Origin of the sequence: Nostoc sp. CALU 1950, from assembly GCF_051172895.1 — a bacterium.
GTDB classification, from domain to species: domain Bacteria; phylum Cyanobacteriota; class Cyanobacteriia; order Cyanobacteriales; family Nostocaceae; genus Nostoc; species Nostoc edaphicum_A.
The window spans coordinates 1-14,386 of record NZ_JBDNJQ010000192.1 but is presented as its reverse complement, the minus strand read 5'-3'; the positions used below and the strand labels follow the sequence as shown (position 1 = coordinate 14,386).

The 14,386-nt window shown below is 39.3% G+C and carries 12 protein-coding genes; 8 read left to right on the top strand and 4 right to left on the bottom strand.

Annotated features, from left to right (window positions below; all coding sequences use genetic code 11):
* The first annotated feature begins 511 nt into the window (after nucleotides 1-511).
* A complete protein-coding gene (locus ABF638_RS32685; RefSeq protein WP_435026983.1) occupies nucleotides 512-2,047 on the top strand; it encodes a flavin-containing monooxygenase in 1,536 nt (511 codons plus the stop codon).
* Between the two features lie 15 nt (nucleotides 2,048-2,062).
* On the opposite strand, the gene rppA is transcribed toward ABF638_RS32685, so the two are convergent.
* Nucleotides 2,063-2,761, bottom strand: a complete 699-nt coding sequence (gene rppA / locus ABF638_RS32680) for a two-component system response regulator RppA (RefSeq protein ID WP_181932731.1) — start codon at nucleotides 2,759-2,761, stop codon at nucleotides 2,063-2,065.
* A gap of 76 nt (nucleotides 2,762-2,837) precedes the next feature.
* Between rppA and hisG the strand changes: the two genes are divergently transcribed.
* Both hisG and ABF638_RS32670 read left to right on the top strand, forming a co-directional pair.
* The gene (gene hisG / locus ABF638_RS32675; protein ID WP_181932448.1) at nucleotides 2,838-3,482 is read left to right on the top strand and encodes an ATP phosphoribosyltransferase; all 645 of its coding nucleotides are present in this window, start codon (nucleotides 2,838-2,840) and stop codon (nucleotides 3,480-3,482) included.
* Nucleotides 3,483-3,939: 457 nt separating this feature from the next.
* Nucleotides 3,940-4,371 carry a hypothetical protein gene (locus tag ABF638_RS32670; protein ID WP_435026982.1) on the top strand — a complete coding sequence of 144 codons (432 nt, stop codon included), beginning with the start codon at nucleotides 3,940-3,942 and terminating at the stop codon, nucleotides 4,369-4,371.
* Nucleotides 4,372-4,470: 99 nt separating this feature from the next.
* On the opposite strand, the gene ABF638_RS32665 is transcribed toward ABF638_RS32670, so the two are convergent.
* The gene (locus tag ABF638_RS32665) at nucleotides 4,471-7,380 is read right to left on the bottom strand and encodes a hypothetical protein (protein WP_435026981.1); all 2,910 of its coding nucleotides are present in this window, start codon (nucleotides 7,378-7,380) and stop codon (nucleotides 4,471-4,473) included.
* 437 nt (nucleotides 7,381-7,817) lie between these two features.
* Here ABF638_RS32665 and ABF638_RS32660 point away from each other — a divergent pair, with 437 nt between their 5' ends.
* The 3 genes from ABF638_RS32660 to ABF638_RS32650 all read left to right on the top strand — a co-directional run bounded on the left by ABF638_RS32660 (nucleotide 7,818) and on the right by ABF638_RS32650 (nucleotide 11,135).
* Nucleotides 7,818-9,302, top strand: a complete 1,485-nt coding sequence (locus ABF638_RS32660) for a sensor histidine kinase (protein WP_435026984.1) — start codon at nucleotides 7,818-7,820, stop codon at nucleotides 9,300-9,302.
* Between the two features lie 206 nt (nucleotides 9,303-9,508).
* The gene (locus ABF638_RS32655; protein WP_435026980.1) at nucleotides 9,509-9,997 is read left to right on the top strand and encodes a DUF2267 domain-containing protein; all 489 of its coding nucleotides are present in this window, start codon (nucleotides 9,509-9,511) and stop codon (nucleotides 9,995-9,997) included.
* A 427-nt stretch (nucleotides 9,998-10,424) separates the two neighbouring features.
* A complete protein-coding gene (locus ABF638_RS32650) occupies nucleotides 10,425-11,135 on the top strand; it encodes a hypothetical protein (protein WP_435026979.1) in 711 nt (236 codons plus the stop codon).
* Nucleotides 11,136-11,178: 43 nt separating this feature from the next.
* Here the strand turns inward: ABF638_RS32650 and ABF638_RS32645 are convergent, their stop codons facing one another.
* Complete coding sequence (locus ABF638_RS32645; protein ID WP_435026978.1) at nucleotides 11,179-12,261, bottom strand: tetratricopeptide repeat protein; 1,083 nt, start codon at nucleotides 12,259-12,261, stop codon at nucleotides 11,179-11,181.
* Nucleotides 12,262-12,358: 97 nt separating this feature from the next.
* Nucleotides 12,359-12,988: a sigma-70 family RNA polymerase sigma factor gene (locus ABF638_RS32640; RefSeq protein WP_181932455.1), complete on the bottom strand. Its 630-nt coding sequence runs from the start codon at nucleotides 12,986-12,988 to the stop codon at nucleotides 12,359-12,361.
* Between the two features lie 196 nt (nucleotides 12,989-13,184).
* Between ABF638_RS32640 and ABF638_RS32635 the strand changes: the two genes are divergently transcribed.
* Complete coding sequence (locus tag ABF638_RS32635) at nucleotides 13,185-13,781, top strand: glyoxalase-like domain protein (RefSeq protein ID WP_435026977.1); 597 nt, start codon at nucleotides 13,185-13,187, stop codon at nucleotides 13,779-13,781.
* A gap of 151 nt (nucleotides 13,782-13,932) precedes the next feature.
* On the top strand, nucleotides 13,933-14,346 hold the full coding sequence (locus ABF638_RS32630) for a DUF29 domain-containing protein (protein WP_435026976.1): 414 nt from the start codon (nucleotides 13,933-13,935) through the stop codon (nucleotides 14,344-14,346).
* Nucleotides 14,347-14,386: the final 40 nt, after the last annotated feature.

The following is a 14,386-nucleotide window of genomic DNA, read 5'->3' as shown; positions in this document are numbered from 1 at the left end:
CCTATACCGAGAGAGCTTTTTTACAACATTCCCGACTTTTCAAACATCCTCTAAGTTTGTAGTAAATTTATGGAACCTGTGACGCTGACGGCATTGGCAATGATGAGGCTATTGTAAAACGATCGCAAATAGCAATGTCTACAATGGTCACTGAGGGGCTGGTGAGCGGAGTCAAACATGCCGCAGGGCTACGCCTACGAACAATTTGACTGCATACTGAAGCGTTTCTAGTGAGACAGGCAATATTTCACAGCCTTCTGCAAAATCTTCAATTAAGTTTTGAATCTGCGAGTGATTAAAACCTGCTTTGCAGATTAAACTTGCACAAACCTCATTGATAATTTGCATCCTAAAAAGTAGGTTTTATTGACTTGTAATGTTTGTGCCTATTTAACCATGATCAATAATGTCTGCTATTTCTTTAGGGCCCACGACAGATGTAGTTCAAATAAATAAAACCTACTGTAAATTCATCTTTGCAAAAATTATTTCATAATTTACATAAAAAAGAATGGAAATCAAACAGATTTGCGTTATCGGGGCTGGAATCAGCGGACTGGTGACAGCTAAAACTTTTATCGAAGAAGGCTATGACGTTACTGTATTCGAGAAACAAAAAGGACTTGGTGGTGTTTGGGAAAAATCTCGAACTTACCCAGGATTAACAACCCAAAATACGGGTGACACCTATAGTTTTTCAGATTATCCCATGCCTGCATCCTACCCAGAGTGGCCCACAGCAGAACAGATGCGGGATTACTTAGATTCATACGCCCATAATTTTGGGGTTCTTGAGAGAATTCGCTTCCAAACGGAAGTTACCAATGTTTCCCGAAAAACTGGAGAACGACCAGGATGGGTAGTTACCATCAGAATGAAGGAAGGTAATGGGGGTGAGACAAAAGAGGAAAAGCAGGAATTTGACTTTGTGTTAGTGTGCAATGGCACATATAGTATCCCTAAGCTACCTTCCTTACCAGGTAAGGAGGAGTTCGCCGCATCTGGAGGGTGGGTACTGCATTCTACCGAGTTTAACGATGCTTCAATCATTGAGGGTAAGCGGGTAGTGGTAGTGGGTTTTGGCAAATCTGCCTGCGACATTGCGACTTTGGCGGCGAACATAGCCAAAAAATCCACCCTCGTCTTCCGTCAGTCCCTATGGAAGATTCCTAGATTTTTCTTGGGTTTAGTAAACCTGAAGTATGTTTTATTAACCCGCTTTTCAGAAGCTTGGTTCCCGTACCGTAAGATGGGACGGATTGAAAAACTACTGCACACTCTGGGTAAGCCACTAGTATGGGCTTTTTGGCGGACTAATGAGATGGTACTACGCCTGCAATTCGGTCTTGATAGCTGCGGCTTGTTGCCCGAACAACCGATGAATCAGGCTAACTGTGGCATTAGCATAGCTCCTCCAGATTTTTTCAAATACATACATTCTGGTAAAATTCAGGCAATAAAAACCAGCATCACCAAGTTTATCCCTGATGGTGTGGAATTAGCCAATGGTCAGCAATTGCAGGCAGATATAGTAATTTTTGGAACAGGATTTCGCCAAGAACTTCCATTTCTCGAAGAAGAATATCGGCGACAGGTAATCGATGAAGATGGTAATTTTAACCTTTACCGTTATCTGATTCATCCTAATATTCCACAGATGGGTTTTGTTGGCTATAACAGCAGTTTTTACAGTCAGTTGACATCAGAAGTTGGTGCTTGGTGGCTGCTAGAGTATGTCAAAGGCAACTTGTTATTGCCTTCGCCGCCAGCAATATATCAAGAAATGGCAGCAGATATCGATTGGATGAAAACTCAATACAATAGCGTTGTAGCGAAGGCAACATGCATAACCTCGTTTTCCTTGCGTTATACTGATCAACTTATGGAAGATATCGGTGCGAATAATCAGCTTGGTGTCTGGAAGGGAATTTCACAAATTATGATGCCTGTGGATTTATCTCTCTACAACAAACTTCGACAGGAATTAAAATCGCAAAGACTGAGAAATATTAATGATTCTCCTAACCAATTAACCAAATCATTGTGAGTCGAAAGCAGGCGTCTAAACTGACTCCACTGAGGAAGCACCGAAACGATAGCCTTTGCCATAGACTGTATGAATCAGCGTAGTTTCTCTACCTACCTCAATCTTGCGGCGCAACAGGCGAATTAATGCCGCTATCACATTACTACTAGGTTGTTCTTCCTCTTGCCACAAATTTTGCATAATCTGGGCATGAGTTAGTAGCTGTCCCGTGTGTTCCATAAAGTATTGCAACAACTGGCTTTCTTTTTGCGATAGCTCAATTATTCGTCCCTGACGATAGGCTACTTGATTTTCACAATCAAGTTCTAAATCAGCGACAGTTAAACGTCCAGTGGTGGTTTCATAGGTTTGAGAACCGGAACGACGCAATAAAGCACGAACTCTCGCTAGTAACTCCCGCAGTTCAAAAGGTTTAACTAAATAGTCGTCAGCACCAGCATCTAAACCTTCTACGCGGTCATCCAAAGTATCCTTGGCTGTGAGAAACAGCACGGGGGTAGTTTTGCCTTGGCGTCGCAATTCCTGACAAATCTCTAACCCCGTTTTTCCTGGCAGCATCCAATCTAAAATCAGTAGATCATAATTGCCTGCTTGTGCGTGTTCACTGCCACTTGTACCATCGTAAGCGGCATCAACAGCGTAACCCTCACGAGTTAATAAGCGACTCAAGGGTTCAGTTAGTTCAATTTCATCATCAACTAATAAAATTCTCATGCTGCTTGTGGTAAGCATATAGAGATATTCTCAATATTATTCAACTGTCGAGACGCTAAGGATACCAATAAAAAGAATGCTGACTGTTGCATTGCCAAAAGGGGAACTACTTAAAAATAGCATCCGCCTGCTACAAGCTGTGGGATTAGATTTTAGTGCTTTTTTAGATTCAGGAACTCGCCAACTTCAAATTCCTGACACTAAGGGAGTTGCAAAAGCTTTGTTGGTGCGGGCACAGGACGTGCCGGTGTATGTAGAATATGGTCAAGCACAACTGGGTATTGTCGGTTACGATGTATTGCGGGAAAAGCAGCCGCAAGTTGCCCACTTGGTAGATTTACAGTTTGGGCATTGTCGGATGTCGGTGGCGGTAAAAGCATCAAGTTCTTACCGATCGCCTTTAGATTTACCACCGCATGGTAGAGTTGCTTCCAAGTATGTAAATTGCGCTCGTGAATATTTCCACAGTCTGGATTTACCTGTGGAAATAGTGCCGTTGTATGGTTCAGTGGAATTAGGCCCAATTACTGGAATGTCAGAAGCGATCGTGGATTTAGTTTCCACAGGTCGAACTTTGCGCGAAAATGGTCTAATTGAAGTTGCTACTCTCTATGAAAGCACGGCCCGGTTAATTGCTCATCCTTTGAGTTACCGCCTGAACACGGGTAATCTGAGTGATGTGATTGCCAAGCTGCGAGAAGCCGTTTTGGTAAGTGTTTAATACCAATCTGTAATTCGTAATATTCCTTAGAAAAATCGGGAATATTGTTGTACTGACTTCCATAGGGGTGCAGCTATGTGCCCCTAAATTGTCTTGCATCCGATGCGTAGCAGCTTTCTGTATAAAAAGATTAAATTTTTTCTTTAACCCCTCAGCATAGAATCAAAGCGTCAGTGATTGCCGCAACTCCTCATCATCCCTTTACATAATTTTAGTCATATCAATATAAACCCTGTAACACTTACCAAAAAATGGATATAACACTTACGTAACAATACGAAGCCTAAAAATGTTCATTTTTAACAAAATACTCACAGCAAGGGTTATATATTTTTATTTGCAAAAAGAAATAAAAAAAGATTACGCCTCTACTTTTCATAGTCGGGGTTAAATCTGCATTCCCAAGCAAAATCTGGGAACGAGCCTAAGGCAAAAAGTATGAGGAGCTAATAAAATCATGAACAATTTATCTAATAAATTATCTATAATAATCCGCGGAAGTATCTGCTTATTAGGTTTAGTGAGTGCAGGAAATTTTTTAGCAGCGCCAGCAAATGCACAACAAGCCACTGCTCGTGGTGCTGTTAGTTTGATTAGACCTTCTGGTACTTTTCTTGGCGTCAGTGGCGAGTTAATTTTACCTTCCGGCTCATCCCTTGATAACGGTATAACAATTACACCTACCTATGGAGGGATAGCAGGTGGAAATAATGAAACTATCACTAGTCTGACTATAACCCCAGGATTAGTTCAAAGTAATACACCCTCTAGCCCAAACTCATTGATTGATCCAACAACAAGTTCGCTGAATAATAGTGTTTCAATTGAAGATATAACAACTATAATTCGAGCTGGATCTGGTGTTAATAGCTCAGGTGCTTTAGATTAGCCTGATTTGTATATTGAGCACTGCTTACTGATGCCGAAAAATTCTATTTTAAAGCTTGTAGCAGTGCTTAACCTACAGTTATTACATATATTAATATTATCAAAATCGATAACCACCTTGAATTTGTAAATCAAATCCATTTTCACCCGTACCAATTTTAGATTCTAAAAAAACATTATTATCGGTAAAGTTATATCTAAAAATAGCTCCGTAGTTTAAGCCAGACAATCGGCTATTTAAACCCAAATTCCTTGTAGTATAATTTTTAATATAAGCACCAACAGATAAATTGGTACTCACTTTTTGTAAACCCTGTAACTCATAGAAAAGATTTTTCCCTAACTCTAGATTGGTGTTAATATTCAAACCCGTGCTAGTACTAAGTTCACCACTAAATAGTCCTAGCAACTCACCATTACTATTTTCTTCAACAAAAGCGATAGCCGGTACTAAAGAAAAGCTTAAATTTCTTTCTTGATGATTAAAGTAATAGCTTAAGACAGTAGAGAAAGGATTATTGCGATTCGATGCACTATTCCAGTCAATTTTTAATGATGGTACATGAGTATTGATAGCTACAGGTTTTTTATCTGAGTTTAACTGGACATGAGTCTTAATATAGTTAACTAGAATGTTAGCATATATGCCCACAGATGGTTCTGCTAAACCTAAATTATTATTAGAAACTCCTGGGGCTGAGTTAGCATTTATATTAAACCAGGTTCCCAAGCTAGCACTATAGTTTAAATCACCAGAAGAACCCGCAGCTAATAATTCGACTGAGGGTAAAGATAGATAACCATTAAAGCTTTTAAAACTCGCACCTATGAGATCAACTCTGGTGAGTTCAAAATAATCGAATGCTAAATCAAATGTCCGAACTGGAATTGGTACTATAGTGTTATCTGCTGAACTAAATCGTTGTACAAATTGTCTTCCTTGAGAGTTAGTCAAAATCACTTCAGCACCGGTAGATTCATTAATAGGATTAATTCCAGTATTCTCCAAAGGAATTTGATTTCCTATAAAAGTCAAAGGGCCAAATCTTTCATTAGAAAGTCTGAGGGTTGAAAAGAATGTATCACCTGGATCTAAAAGTTCAATATCTCTTTGTAAAAATTGGACTGCGCGCTTGTGATTTCCTGTTCTTATTTGCAAGATACTAGAGTCATTGGGAGTAATTTTACTCTGAAGTGTCAAATTTCCAGATACCTGTTCTAGACTAGTCGCTCCATTAGAATAGGCTAAAGTCCGATTAATTCTGTTGTTAATTTGTCTTCTTTGATCTGGTGTAGACTTTGTATTTAAGGGAACAAAACCTTCACCATTTTTAAAGCTTTGTCGCGCTTCTGCTAAACTTTCATTAATATTATCTATTTTAATGAATTCAAAGATTCCACCCAATGCCAATCCTAAAGTAGAATTAGCTGTTTGTATCCCATCAATACTAAATTCGCTGAAATTAGCTGTAATAGATATTCCTGGGCTAGAAAATATATTAGAATAAGTAGCACTAATTTTTTCTGGATCATATTGAATAATACTGCGGTTATGAGGGTAGCTAACATATAGTCTGTGCCAATTAGAAGTTTTTTGTGTCTCAGATAACACTTCAAATACGGGATCTCTTTTGCCGAAAGATACCCAAGATAAAGAATTTAAATAATACAAGTCTCTCTCAAGTGGAGTCAAGAAAGGATTAACTACTATATTCAATAAATCAAAGTTATCAAATTTGTCTCTCTGAGTAATCTTAATACCCGGTAATGAAGAGACAGGAGCAGTAAAACCATAACCTTCACCCGTCAAGATATTACCCCATAAAATACCAGTATTTTCTAGAACCGGATCAGGAATAATTTCGCCTAGTTGCAGCCTAACACTCCCTCCATTTAGTAAAGGTTTTAAATTTGTAGTAGGAAAGGCTTGTATGATTCGAGGAGAATTAGTAGCATCTAATAAGTCAAATAAAGCTCCGCCTCCATCATTACTCAAAGTAGAACCACTACCAATAATTGGTGCAATATTTTCCAGAATTGTAACATTAGGATCTTCAGGATTAATTCCGCTATTAATTATGACTCTACCAGCAGGTATTCCTTCAGGGTTAACTACTTGTCCTGCTATAGCAGCTATAGAAAAATCATTAATTTCAACTTCGCCAATTAACTCATCAAAATTCACGGGTAAACTAGTAACATATTGTAATCCCCAAAATCCTTGAGTTGATGTCATATTTTGGGTACTGTAAATTTCAGTAGCTCTACCTTGGGCAAGAATACCAGCTTGTGTACCTTTAGTCTCAATTACTAATCTATTGTTATCGAGAACCCAGTAAAACTGATCTTCTTTGGGAAATTTAGCATAGGTAAATTTATCAATAAACTGATTGTCTCCAGAAAATCTAATATTTAAATCTGTATCTATATAATTTTCGTCTTCATTTGGTTTAAATAACTGAGGTTTAAAAGTAAGGTTATCTGTAGGATTAACAATCCACGGATACCTATTAGCACTAATTGTCAGAGCATCAATAATTATTGTTTTCTGATTTACTTGTTGTTGCTTTTTAGCTTGACGTAGCTTTTCTATTAGTATTTGTTGTGTTGTTGTATAAGGTTTTTGTTCATTTGAAGTTGATGGTTTAATTGTATCCGGTTGAGTTTCTTCTTCTTGTTCGGGTAGTTTGGGAGGCTCTATTTTATATTCTTCAATTGGGATAACGTCAGCTATGGTAAAGCTGCGTAACTTTTTGGCTTTTTGTAATCGAGAGTTAGCATCTTTTAAAGTTTTTTTTAACGGACTTTGGCTTAGTAAGTTATCTGTTGCATTTGACTCTAATGAACTTTTGTCAATAACATCTACATTATTTTCTGCTTTCAAAGTAACACTACTCTGCTCGTTATATTCTAAGGCGAACGCAGAAAATTGAACCAAGATTACTTTGAACAAAATTGTTGAAGACAAAAAGCACGTTACAATTACTTTTAGATTTTTTTTAAATCTCATTAGTGAGATTCTTAGAATTCTTCGATTTGAAGTTTTACAGGTTTCCACAATAGAATATGCTCTTTGGTAGATTCAAAAATCAAATTTAATTCAAACAATAAAAGTTGGTTAATAGTTATTTCAATTATCAAAATAAATTACTCAAGATAAAAATTAAGTCATGACTTAATTTTCAAAGCTTGGATGTTTTTGTTGTTTTGGTGGAATGTATTCAACAATCGTTTCAGTTACTTCGATATAGATAACCAAAGAAGAACGATTTTTTATCCTGGATGTAAAGAATAAAATAGGATTAAGCAGATTTACTGCAACAAGAGTGTAATTCTTGAGCAAAAATTAAACCTCAGCAAAATCACCACAGCTAAAAAAGTGAGCTAATTTTTAACCGTATAAACACGTAATGTGAAGATATTCAGTCAAAAAAGTGGATGAAAAATATGTTTCAGGCTACTCGCCGCCGCCTTGCAATTTGGTACACTGCTGTCACTGCTGTATTACTACTACTGTTTGCCAGTGGCGTTTATTTATACGTCCGCAGTACACTGATTGAGCGAATTGATGACACTCTTAACCATGTAGTGGAAATAGTAGAGCGTTGCCTCACAACCAGTCGCTGTGCATCTACGCTCATATTTGAGCCAATTAATGCTGATGCAGATAAATTTCGCATTAATGTAGAAGCTAGTTTTCGTGACAATACCGACGCCGTAGAAGATGATCACATCGACCTAGAATGGTTTAGTCCGAATGGTAAATTACTTTGGTCAACGCTATCCGAACCCCTAAATATTCCTATTCATGCCAACCGGACTGGTGAAACTGTGCGCGTAGTCAAGGGAGAGAAAGAAAAAAGTGAAGTTAATAAACTTCCCACTCTTAACTCCCTACTCTCCACTCCTAACTCCCCACTCTTATTGCGGCAAATCACCCAACGGGTAGAAGTGGGACGGCAAGTATTAGGATATCTGCGTGTTAGTCATCCCTGGTTTGAAGTCACTAAACCTAGCCGCCAGTTAATTTTTGATTTGGCGTTAGGTATTGGTTTAATGGTGGTTTCTGTGGGTGCAAGTGGCTGGTTTCTTTCGGGTAAAGCGATGGAACCTGTAGGTGAATCTTACCAACGCCTCAAACAATTTACTGCTGATGCTTCACATGAACTTAGAAGTCCCATTACTTTGATTCAAACCAATGTGCAAGTTGCCCTTGCTGACTTAGATTTAGCAGAGATAGAAGAGACTACTTCTTTGCAGTATCGGCAACAGTTAAAGGTGGTGGAACGCTTAACGCAGCGTTTGGGTAAGTTAGTCAATGACTTACTCTTCCTAGCACGGCAAGATAGTGGTATTAGCAAAGATACTTTTTCACCTTGTCCACTGGACGCTTTGCTGATGGAGGTGGTCGAAGAACAACAATTGTTAGTCCCTGAAAAAGAAATCGCCCTTTCTCTAAACTTAATTGACCCTCCCGCCTCCGAAATTAGCCCGGAATTACTGGAAAATTGGTTTACCCTTGTAGGCAATTGGGATCAACTGGTGCGACTGTTCACAAACTTAATTGCTAACGCCTTGCATTACACTCCAGCAGGTGGACAGGTGAAAGTGGAATTGGCGAGGATGGAGGGAATAAATCGCGTTTCTGGACTACGTTATACTACTGCTCAGTTGCAAGTTAAAGTCAAGGATACCGGAGTTGGAATTCCAGCGGAAGCACTACCACGCTTGTTTGACCGCTTTTATCGGGTAGATCCGGCACGGACTCATAGGACTGGGAATACAGCTACAGCCAGCGCTACTGGTTCAGGATTGGGATTAGCGATCGCTCAAGCTATTGTCGAACATCATCAGGGTCATATTCAAGTTGAAAGTACCCAAGGCATTGGCACTACGTTTACTATCACTTTACCAATAACTCTTGAGTCTTAATTTGTTCAGAAATTTCTGTTTCCTGTGATAGATGTAGAAAAGTAAAGAAATTTACTACTGTACATAACAAGAGTTGCAATATTTAGCCATTTATTTAATTGCTACAGTTTGATATTTCTACTCCTAATTCTTTGCTGGAATAGTTATATATGCTGCTATTTTATTTTGGCAAATATGCATCTATGAATAATACTTTGAGGGTTTAAATGACAACTTCTTCCAGCGATATAAAAGAAAAAGATATACCATTTTTGGAAAAAGTCAAGGCTCAAAGTGGTTTGCCAGACATTTACGATGCTAGGGACATCACCGAAGTAGTATTTCGGGTGATGCGTGACCTGATGACTACAGAAGCAGCGGATCGAGTTGAAGGTGAACTGCAAAAACCGGCCGAAACGACCGATGATAAATCTCTGCAAATGGATATTGCAGACCTATGGCACGATACAAATCCAATTGTCGGATTTTTAAGTCGGGTACGTCCACCTTGGCAAGGCCCCGGCATCTTTAAAATTAATAGCGATCGCTTCTTATTTCGGGTAGCAAATGAAGGTGGAATGCCACCAAATGTAGAACGCGAACAGGTAGTTAAAGCTGTGTTTTCTGCTACTAAAGACGAATTATCACCAGAACGAATTCAGGAAATCGCTAGCTGGCTACCTGATAAAGTTCGTCAGCTTTGGAAAGAAGCTTAAATCTATTAAATTATTTTACCTAAGATTCTTGGGTAATGAGTTATAAATTATTTTAAATTTATAGCTCATCATTTTTTGTTATAGCGATTATCGTTAGTATGCAATACATTTTGACCTCTCTCCTTTTAGGAGAGAGGCTTTGAATATTACTCCGATGCTAGAAGAGAAGGGGCTGGGGTTTAGGTCTGTATTCCATACAATTGAGAACCGCTATATTTTTGAGATTTATCACTAATGATTTAGCTTTTCAAGCCTTGGGAATGAAATAGTTATGTCTAATTTTAGATTATTGTCTAGTCCCTGGTTAGATACAAAAAAGAAAGTTAGTTGGTAGTATTGTATGTGTGCATCGAAAGTTTAAACCATATTGAATGTACCGTTTTAAATTTTTAAATAAAGAAAATTTAACTTTTTCCAGGAGTCAATAATGAATATGCAATTTCAAAAGTTTCGCAAGTCGGCTGAGTTATTTGGCGTTATTTGTGGAGGATTACTGATTAGTCTGCCAGCAATTCCTCAAGCAATAGCACAAGAATCTACTCCCAAAATTAACCCTTGTCCTAGAATTTTCTACGAAGAACCACACAACACTCGCGTTGTAGTGCCACAAGGTTGTCCTCCCAACGCACTAACCCAAAGATTAGCTGCTCAAGGGCTTCTTCCCGTCCCTGCTACCACATCACAAGATCAAACAAGATTGGGTGTCGGTGGTGAAGCTCCAGAATCAGGTGTTATATCATCACAACCAGTTCCTGGACAACAAACCTCACCAGGGGCGGTTCCCAATGACCAACCAGCAGCACAACAACCACGGCAAGCCCCTAGCGCGACGATCGCACTAGCAAATGGTACAGTTAATATCAGGTTGGTAAATGATACTGCTGCTAATGTAACTTTCCAAGTGATTGGCGATACAGCACCGCGATCGCTACAAGGTAAGTCAGATGTAATATTGCAAGGTCTAAGCGCACCAGTAACAGTGACATTTGAACGAGAAGATGGCGGACAGTTGATAGTTACTCCCCAACCTTCCTCAGAGCCAGGAAGCCTAGAAGTGACATTTAACGAAGCTACCAATGCAGCACAGGGAAGAAGTGCTATGAGAATTGAAGCAAATGGTTCAGTGTACTTGAATTAATCAAATAGTGGAAAAAATAGTAGGAGGAATTCATGAATTCCCCCTACTTGCGTTGAAGCATTTTAGTTAGCTGATCTAGCAATTGCACTTCTTGTTTGCTATCTTCCAATGTCCGCGCCAGTATAATCGCCCTTTCGTAAAAATTGCGGGCAGTTACGTAATTACCTTGTTGCTTGTATAACTGAGCGTAAGATTCAAAAGATTTTAATTCTTCTCGTAAATTTTGTAATTCCTTAGCGAGTGCCAAACGTTGCTCTAGTAAGTCAAAGGCGCGTTCATAGCGTCCGACAGCAGTGTGAGATTTAACTAAACCATCAATTGCTCGTAATTCATTAGTGCGATCGCGGTTAGTTTTAGCTATCCGCATTGCTGCCCCATAAGTGGCAATGGTATCCTGATAATTCCCAGATGCTAGGTAAGCATCTCCTAAATTATTCAAGGTATTTGCTTCTCCGACAGCATCGCCTGTCTGGCGGCGGAAAATTAAAGCATTTTCGTACAGTTTAATCGCCTTGTTGTAATCTCCCAACCTAGCAGTTACCAAACCCAAATTACTCAAAGACAGTCCTTCACCTTCAATATTTTTGACATTGTGAGCAATTGCGAGTGCATCTTCAACGGTTTTACCAGCAGCAGCAAATTCTCCTTGTTGCAGCAGAAATGTACTGATATTATTTAGCACAAAAATCTGACTTTGGAAGTCTTTAGTATCACGAGCGATCGCTAATCCTCGTCTTAAAGCATCTTCTGCTTCTTTTAAACTACCTAGCTGGACATAAGCCTTAGCAAGCAAATTGTAAGTCAGACCTTGTGCTTTCAGGTCGCCAATTGAATGATATAGTTCTAGTGCCCGCAAGGAAGACGCAATTGTTTTATCCGCATATCCTGAAGCATATTGTTGTTCACCGATACGCAGCAAACCGTCTGCTTCATTTCGTGATTGTCGTCCAACGGAACTATTTAAAGGGCGGTGGAGTTGTTGCGTAATATCAACCGCACCCGCTGCGATCGGACTCAATAAAAAAGTAAACAGTAAAAAGCTGTGTAAAAGTACCTGGGGACGAGAAATCGCACCTACACAAATTAAGCCTACCTTTTGCCTGGGAAATACAAGCCGTTGTTTCATAAAAATTACCCGTAAAGTTGCGGGTTTAAGTAGAAGGTCTAAGAAGAAGTTTTAAGTTTTAAATTGAAGACAAGCAATATACGTATTTACACTTGAGTTACGACTGATCTAAATCTTCCCCAAAATATATGGCGCGGATATCTGCGGGTAATTTGTCCTCTAGCATACGATAGCCTTCCTGGAGAAAATTGGCTACTTCATTAGGAGCGATCGCTTCTCCTTCAGCTTGTAAATAAGCAGCAATTCTAGTTTCGCTCCAGTGGAAAGTTTGAGACATTAACACGATTAATCGCAAAACTGGTGGTAGTTGGTCTAACGCCTGTTGTACATAGCACCATAGTGGTGGCGAAGTCGCTTGGAGAGAATAATGAATTGCTTCTGTAGGTGGGAGTTTAATCTCGTTAATACAGAAAGCTGTCATATTAATTAACCAATTTTGCATGGTTAAAGCTTCTTCGCCTGATTCAGAGTCGGTTAAATTTAGTCCACCGAGTTCATAGTAGATATGTCGCCAAGTGAGGGCAAACAGATAATCTGCCTGCACAGGCGATCGCGCCGAATGCCGAATTAAGGTGTAGACTATGGGGCTATAACGGCAAAAAATCACCGTAAAGTACTTTCCGGCATCTGGATAGCGCTGAAACAGAGTTAGTAATTCATGGTCACTGTGATGGAACAGCGATTTCACCAGCGGGTGATTAGCTTCCGTAAAATGAGGAATTTGCATAAGCCTTGCGATTGATAGTTGTTAAAATAGTTTTGGGAATTGCACTCCCCTGGTTAATCGCATAATATCTTGGTGTTGCTCAGTTTGTAGATGAGACTCAGACTACTTGAGTATTGATAAACTAGAAACAAGGACTTAATTTTAGTCTTAATCGACAATCATAAAATCAACTCCCTTATAGAATCCTTATTTGTTCATGGTTATAGCAGTTAGTGTGGTATCGTTCCTAGTCAGTCCCCTTACATTAGGCTCCTTTCTGCCTTCTCTGCCCTTAGATAGCCTATTCTCCACCCAAGGCATTATGGTAATGCTGCTAGCAGCTTATGCTGGTGCTATGTGGATGTTTCTCACCAGTGCCCCAAAAGTACACACTGTAATGGTGTCAGATTTGGAGATTGCCCGACAGTTGTATGAAGGGCTGCTAGATTTGCCAGCAGCTGAGGTGCCATTGCACTACTACTACAACTACGAACAAACTATAGGCGCAACTGGCATCGATCCGTTATATATGTCTACTGGGCCGAGCTTGTCTAGCAAAATGATGAATAATGCTAACGATGGGCTGTGGTATCAATTGAAGAAAAACACTCAGCTACACGTCATTACTGGTGCGAGTTTAGGTAGCAAAAATCAGCAACGCCACGTTTGTTTTGACCATGACTGCCTGGAAATGATTTTAATGCGAATCGAAATGCGCGGTTTGAAATTGAAGATTCGTAACCACAAACCCCTGAACTTTTTAGTCAAGGACTATGAAGGGCGAGTAATTGAGGTGGCTGAGGTAGCGAATTAGTTCTGAGGTTTTAGATTATTTGAGGTTGGGTTTGGCGTAGCTTACCGCCGTAGGCATCGCTAAACCCAATATTTATTTTTAGATTTTGGATTTTGGTGCAAGCGTTACCGCAGAAGTAGGTAAGTAAATAGGTGTAAATAAAGTGGAAAAAATGTACACATCTCACCTATATGAAACAGATTTCTATGATTGGACGCAAAAACAGGTTAGCTTGCTCAAAACTCAACAGTGGGAACAATTGGATACAGTTAACCTGATTGAAGAAATTGAAACTTTGGGCAGAAGAGAACGGCAAGAATTGCGAAATCGGCTAGGAGTACTGCTAGGACATCTACTAAAATGGCAATTTCAAGCTGAAAAACGTAGCAATAGCTGGTTGGGTACAATTCGAGAGCAACGTGTTCAAATTAAGCTGCTTTTGCAAGATAGCCCTAGTTTGAAACCCTATCTTGATGAAGTTTTCTTCAGTGTTTATGAACTAGGTTTGGCTTTAGCAATTCGAGAAACGGAGTTGGGTGAAAATGTTTTTCCAGAAATTTGTCCCTACACTTTAGAGGCTGTTTGAAAAGTTTTGATGGGTCAAATTTTATGCTAATCGCCTCACC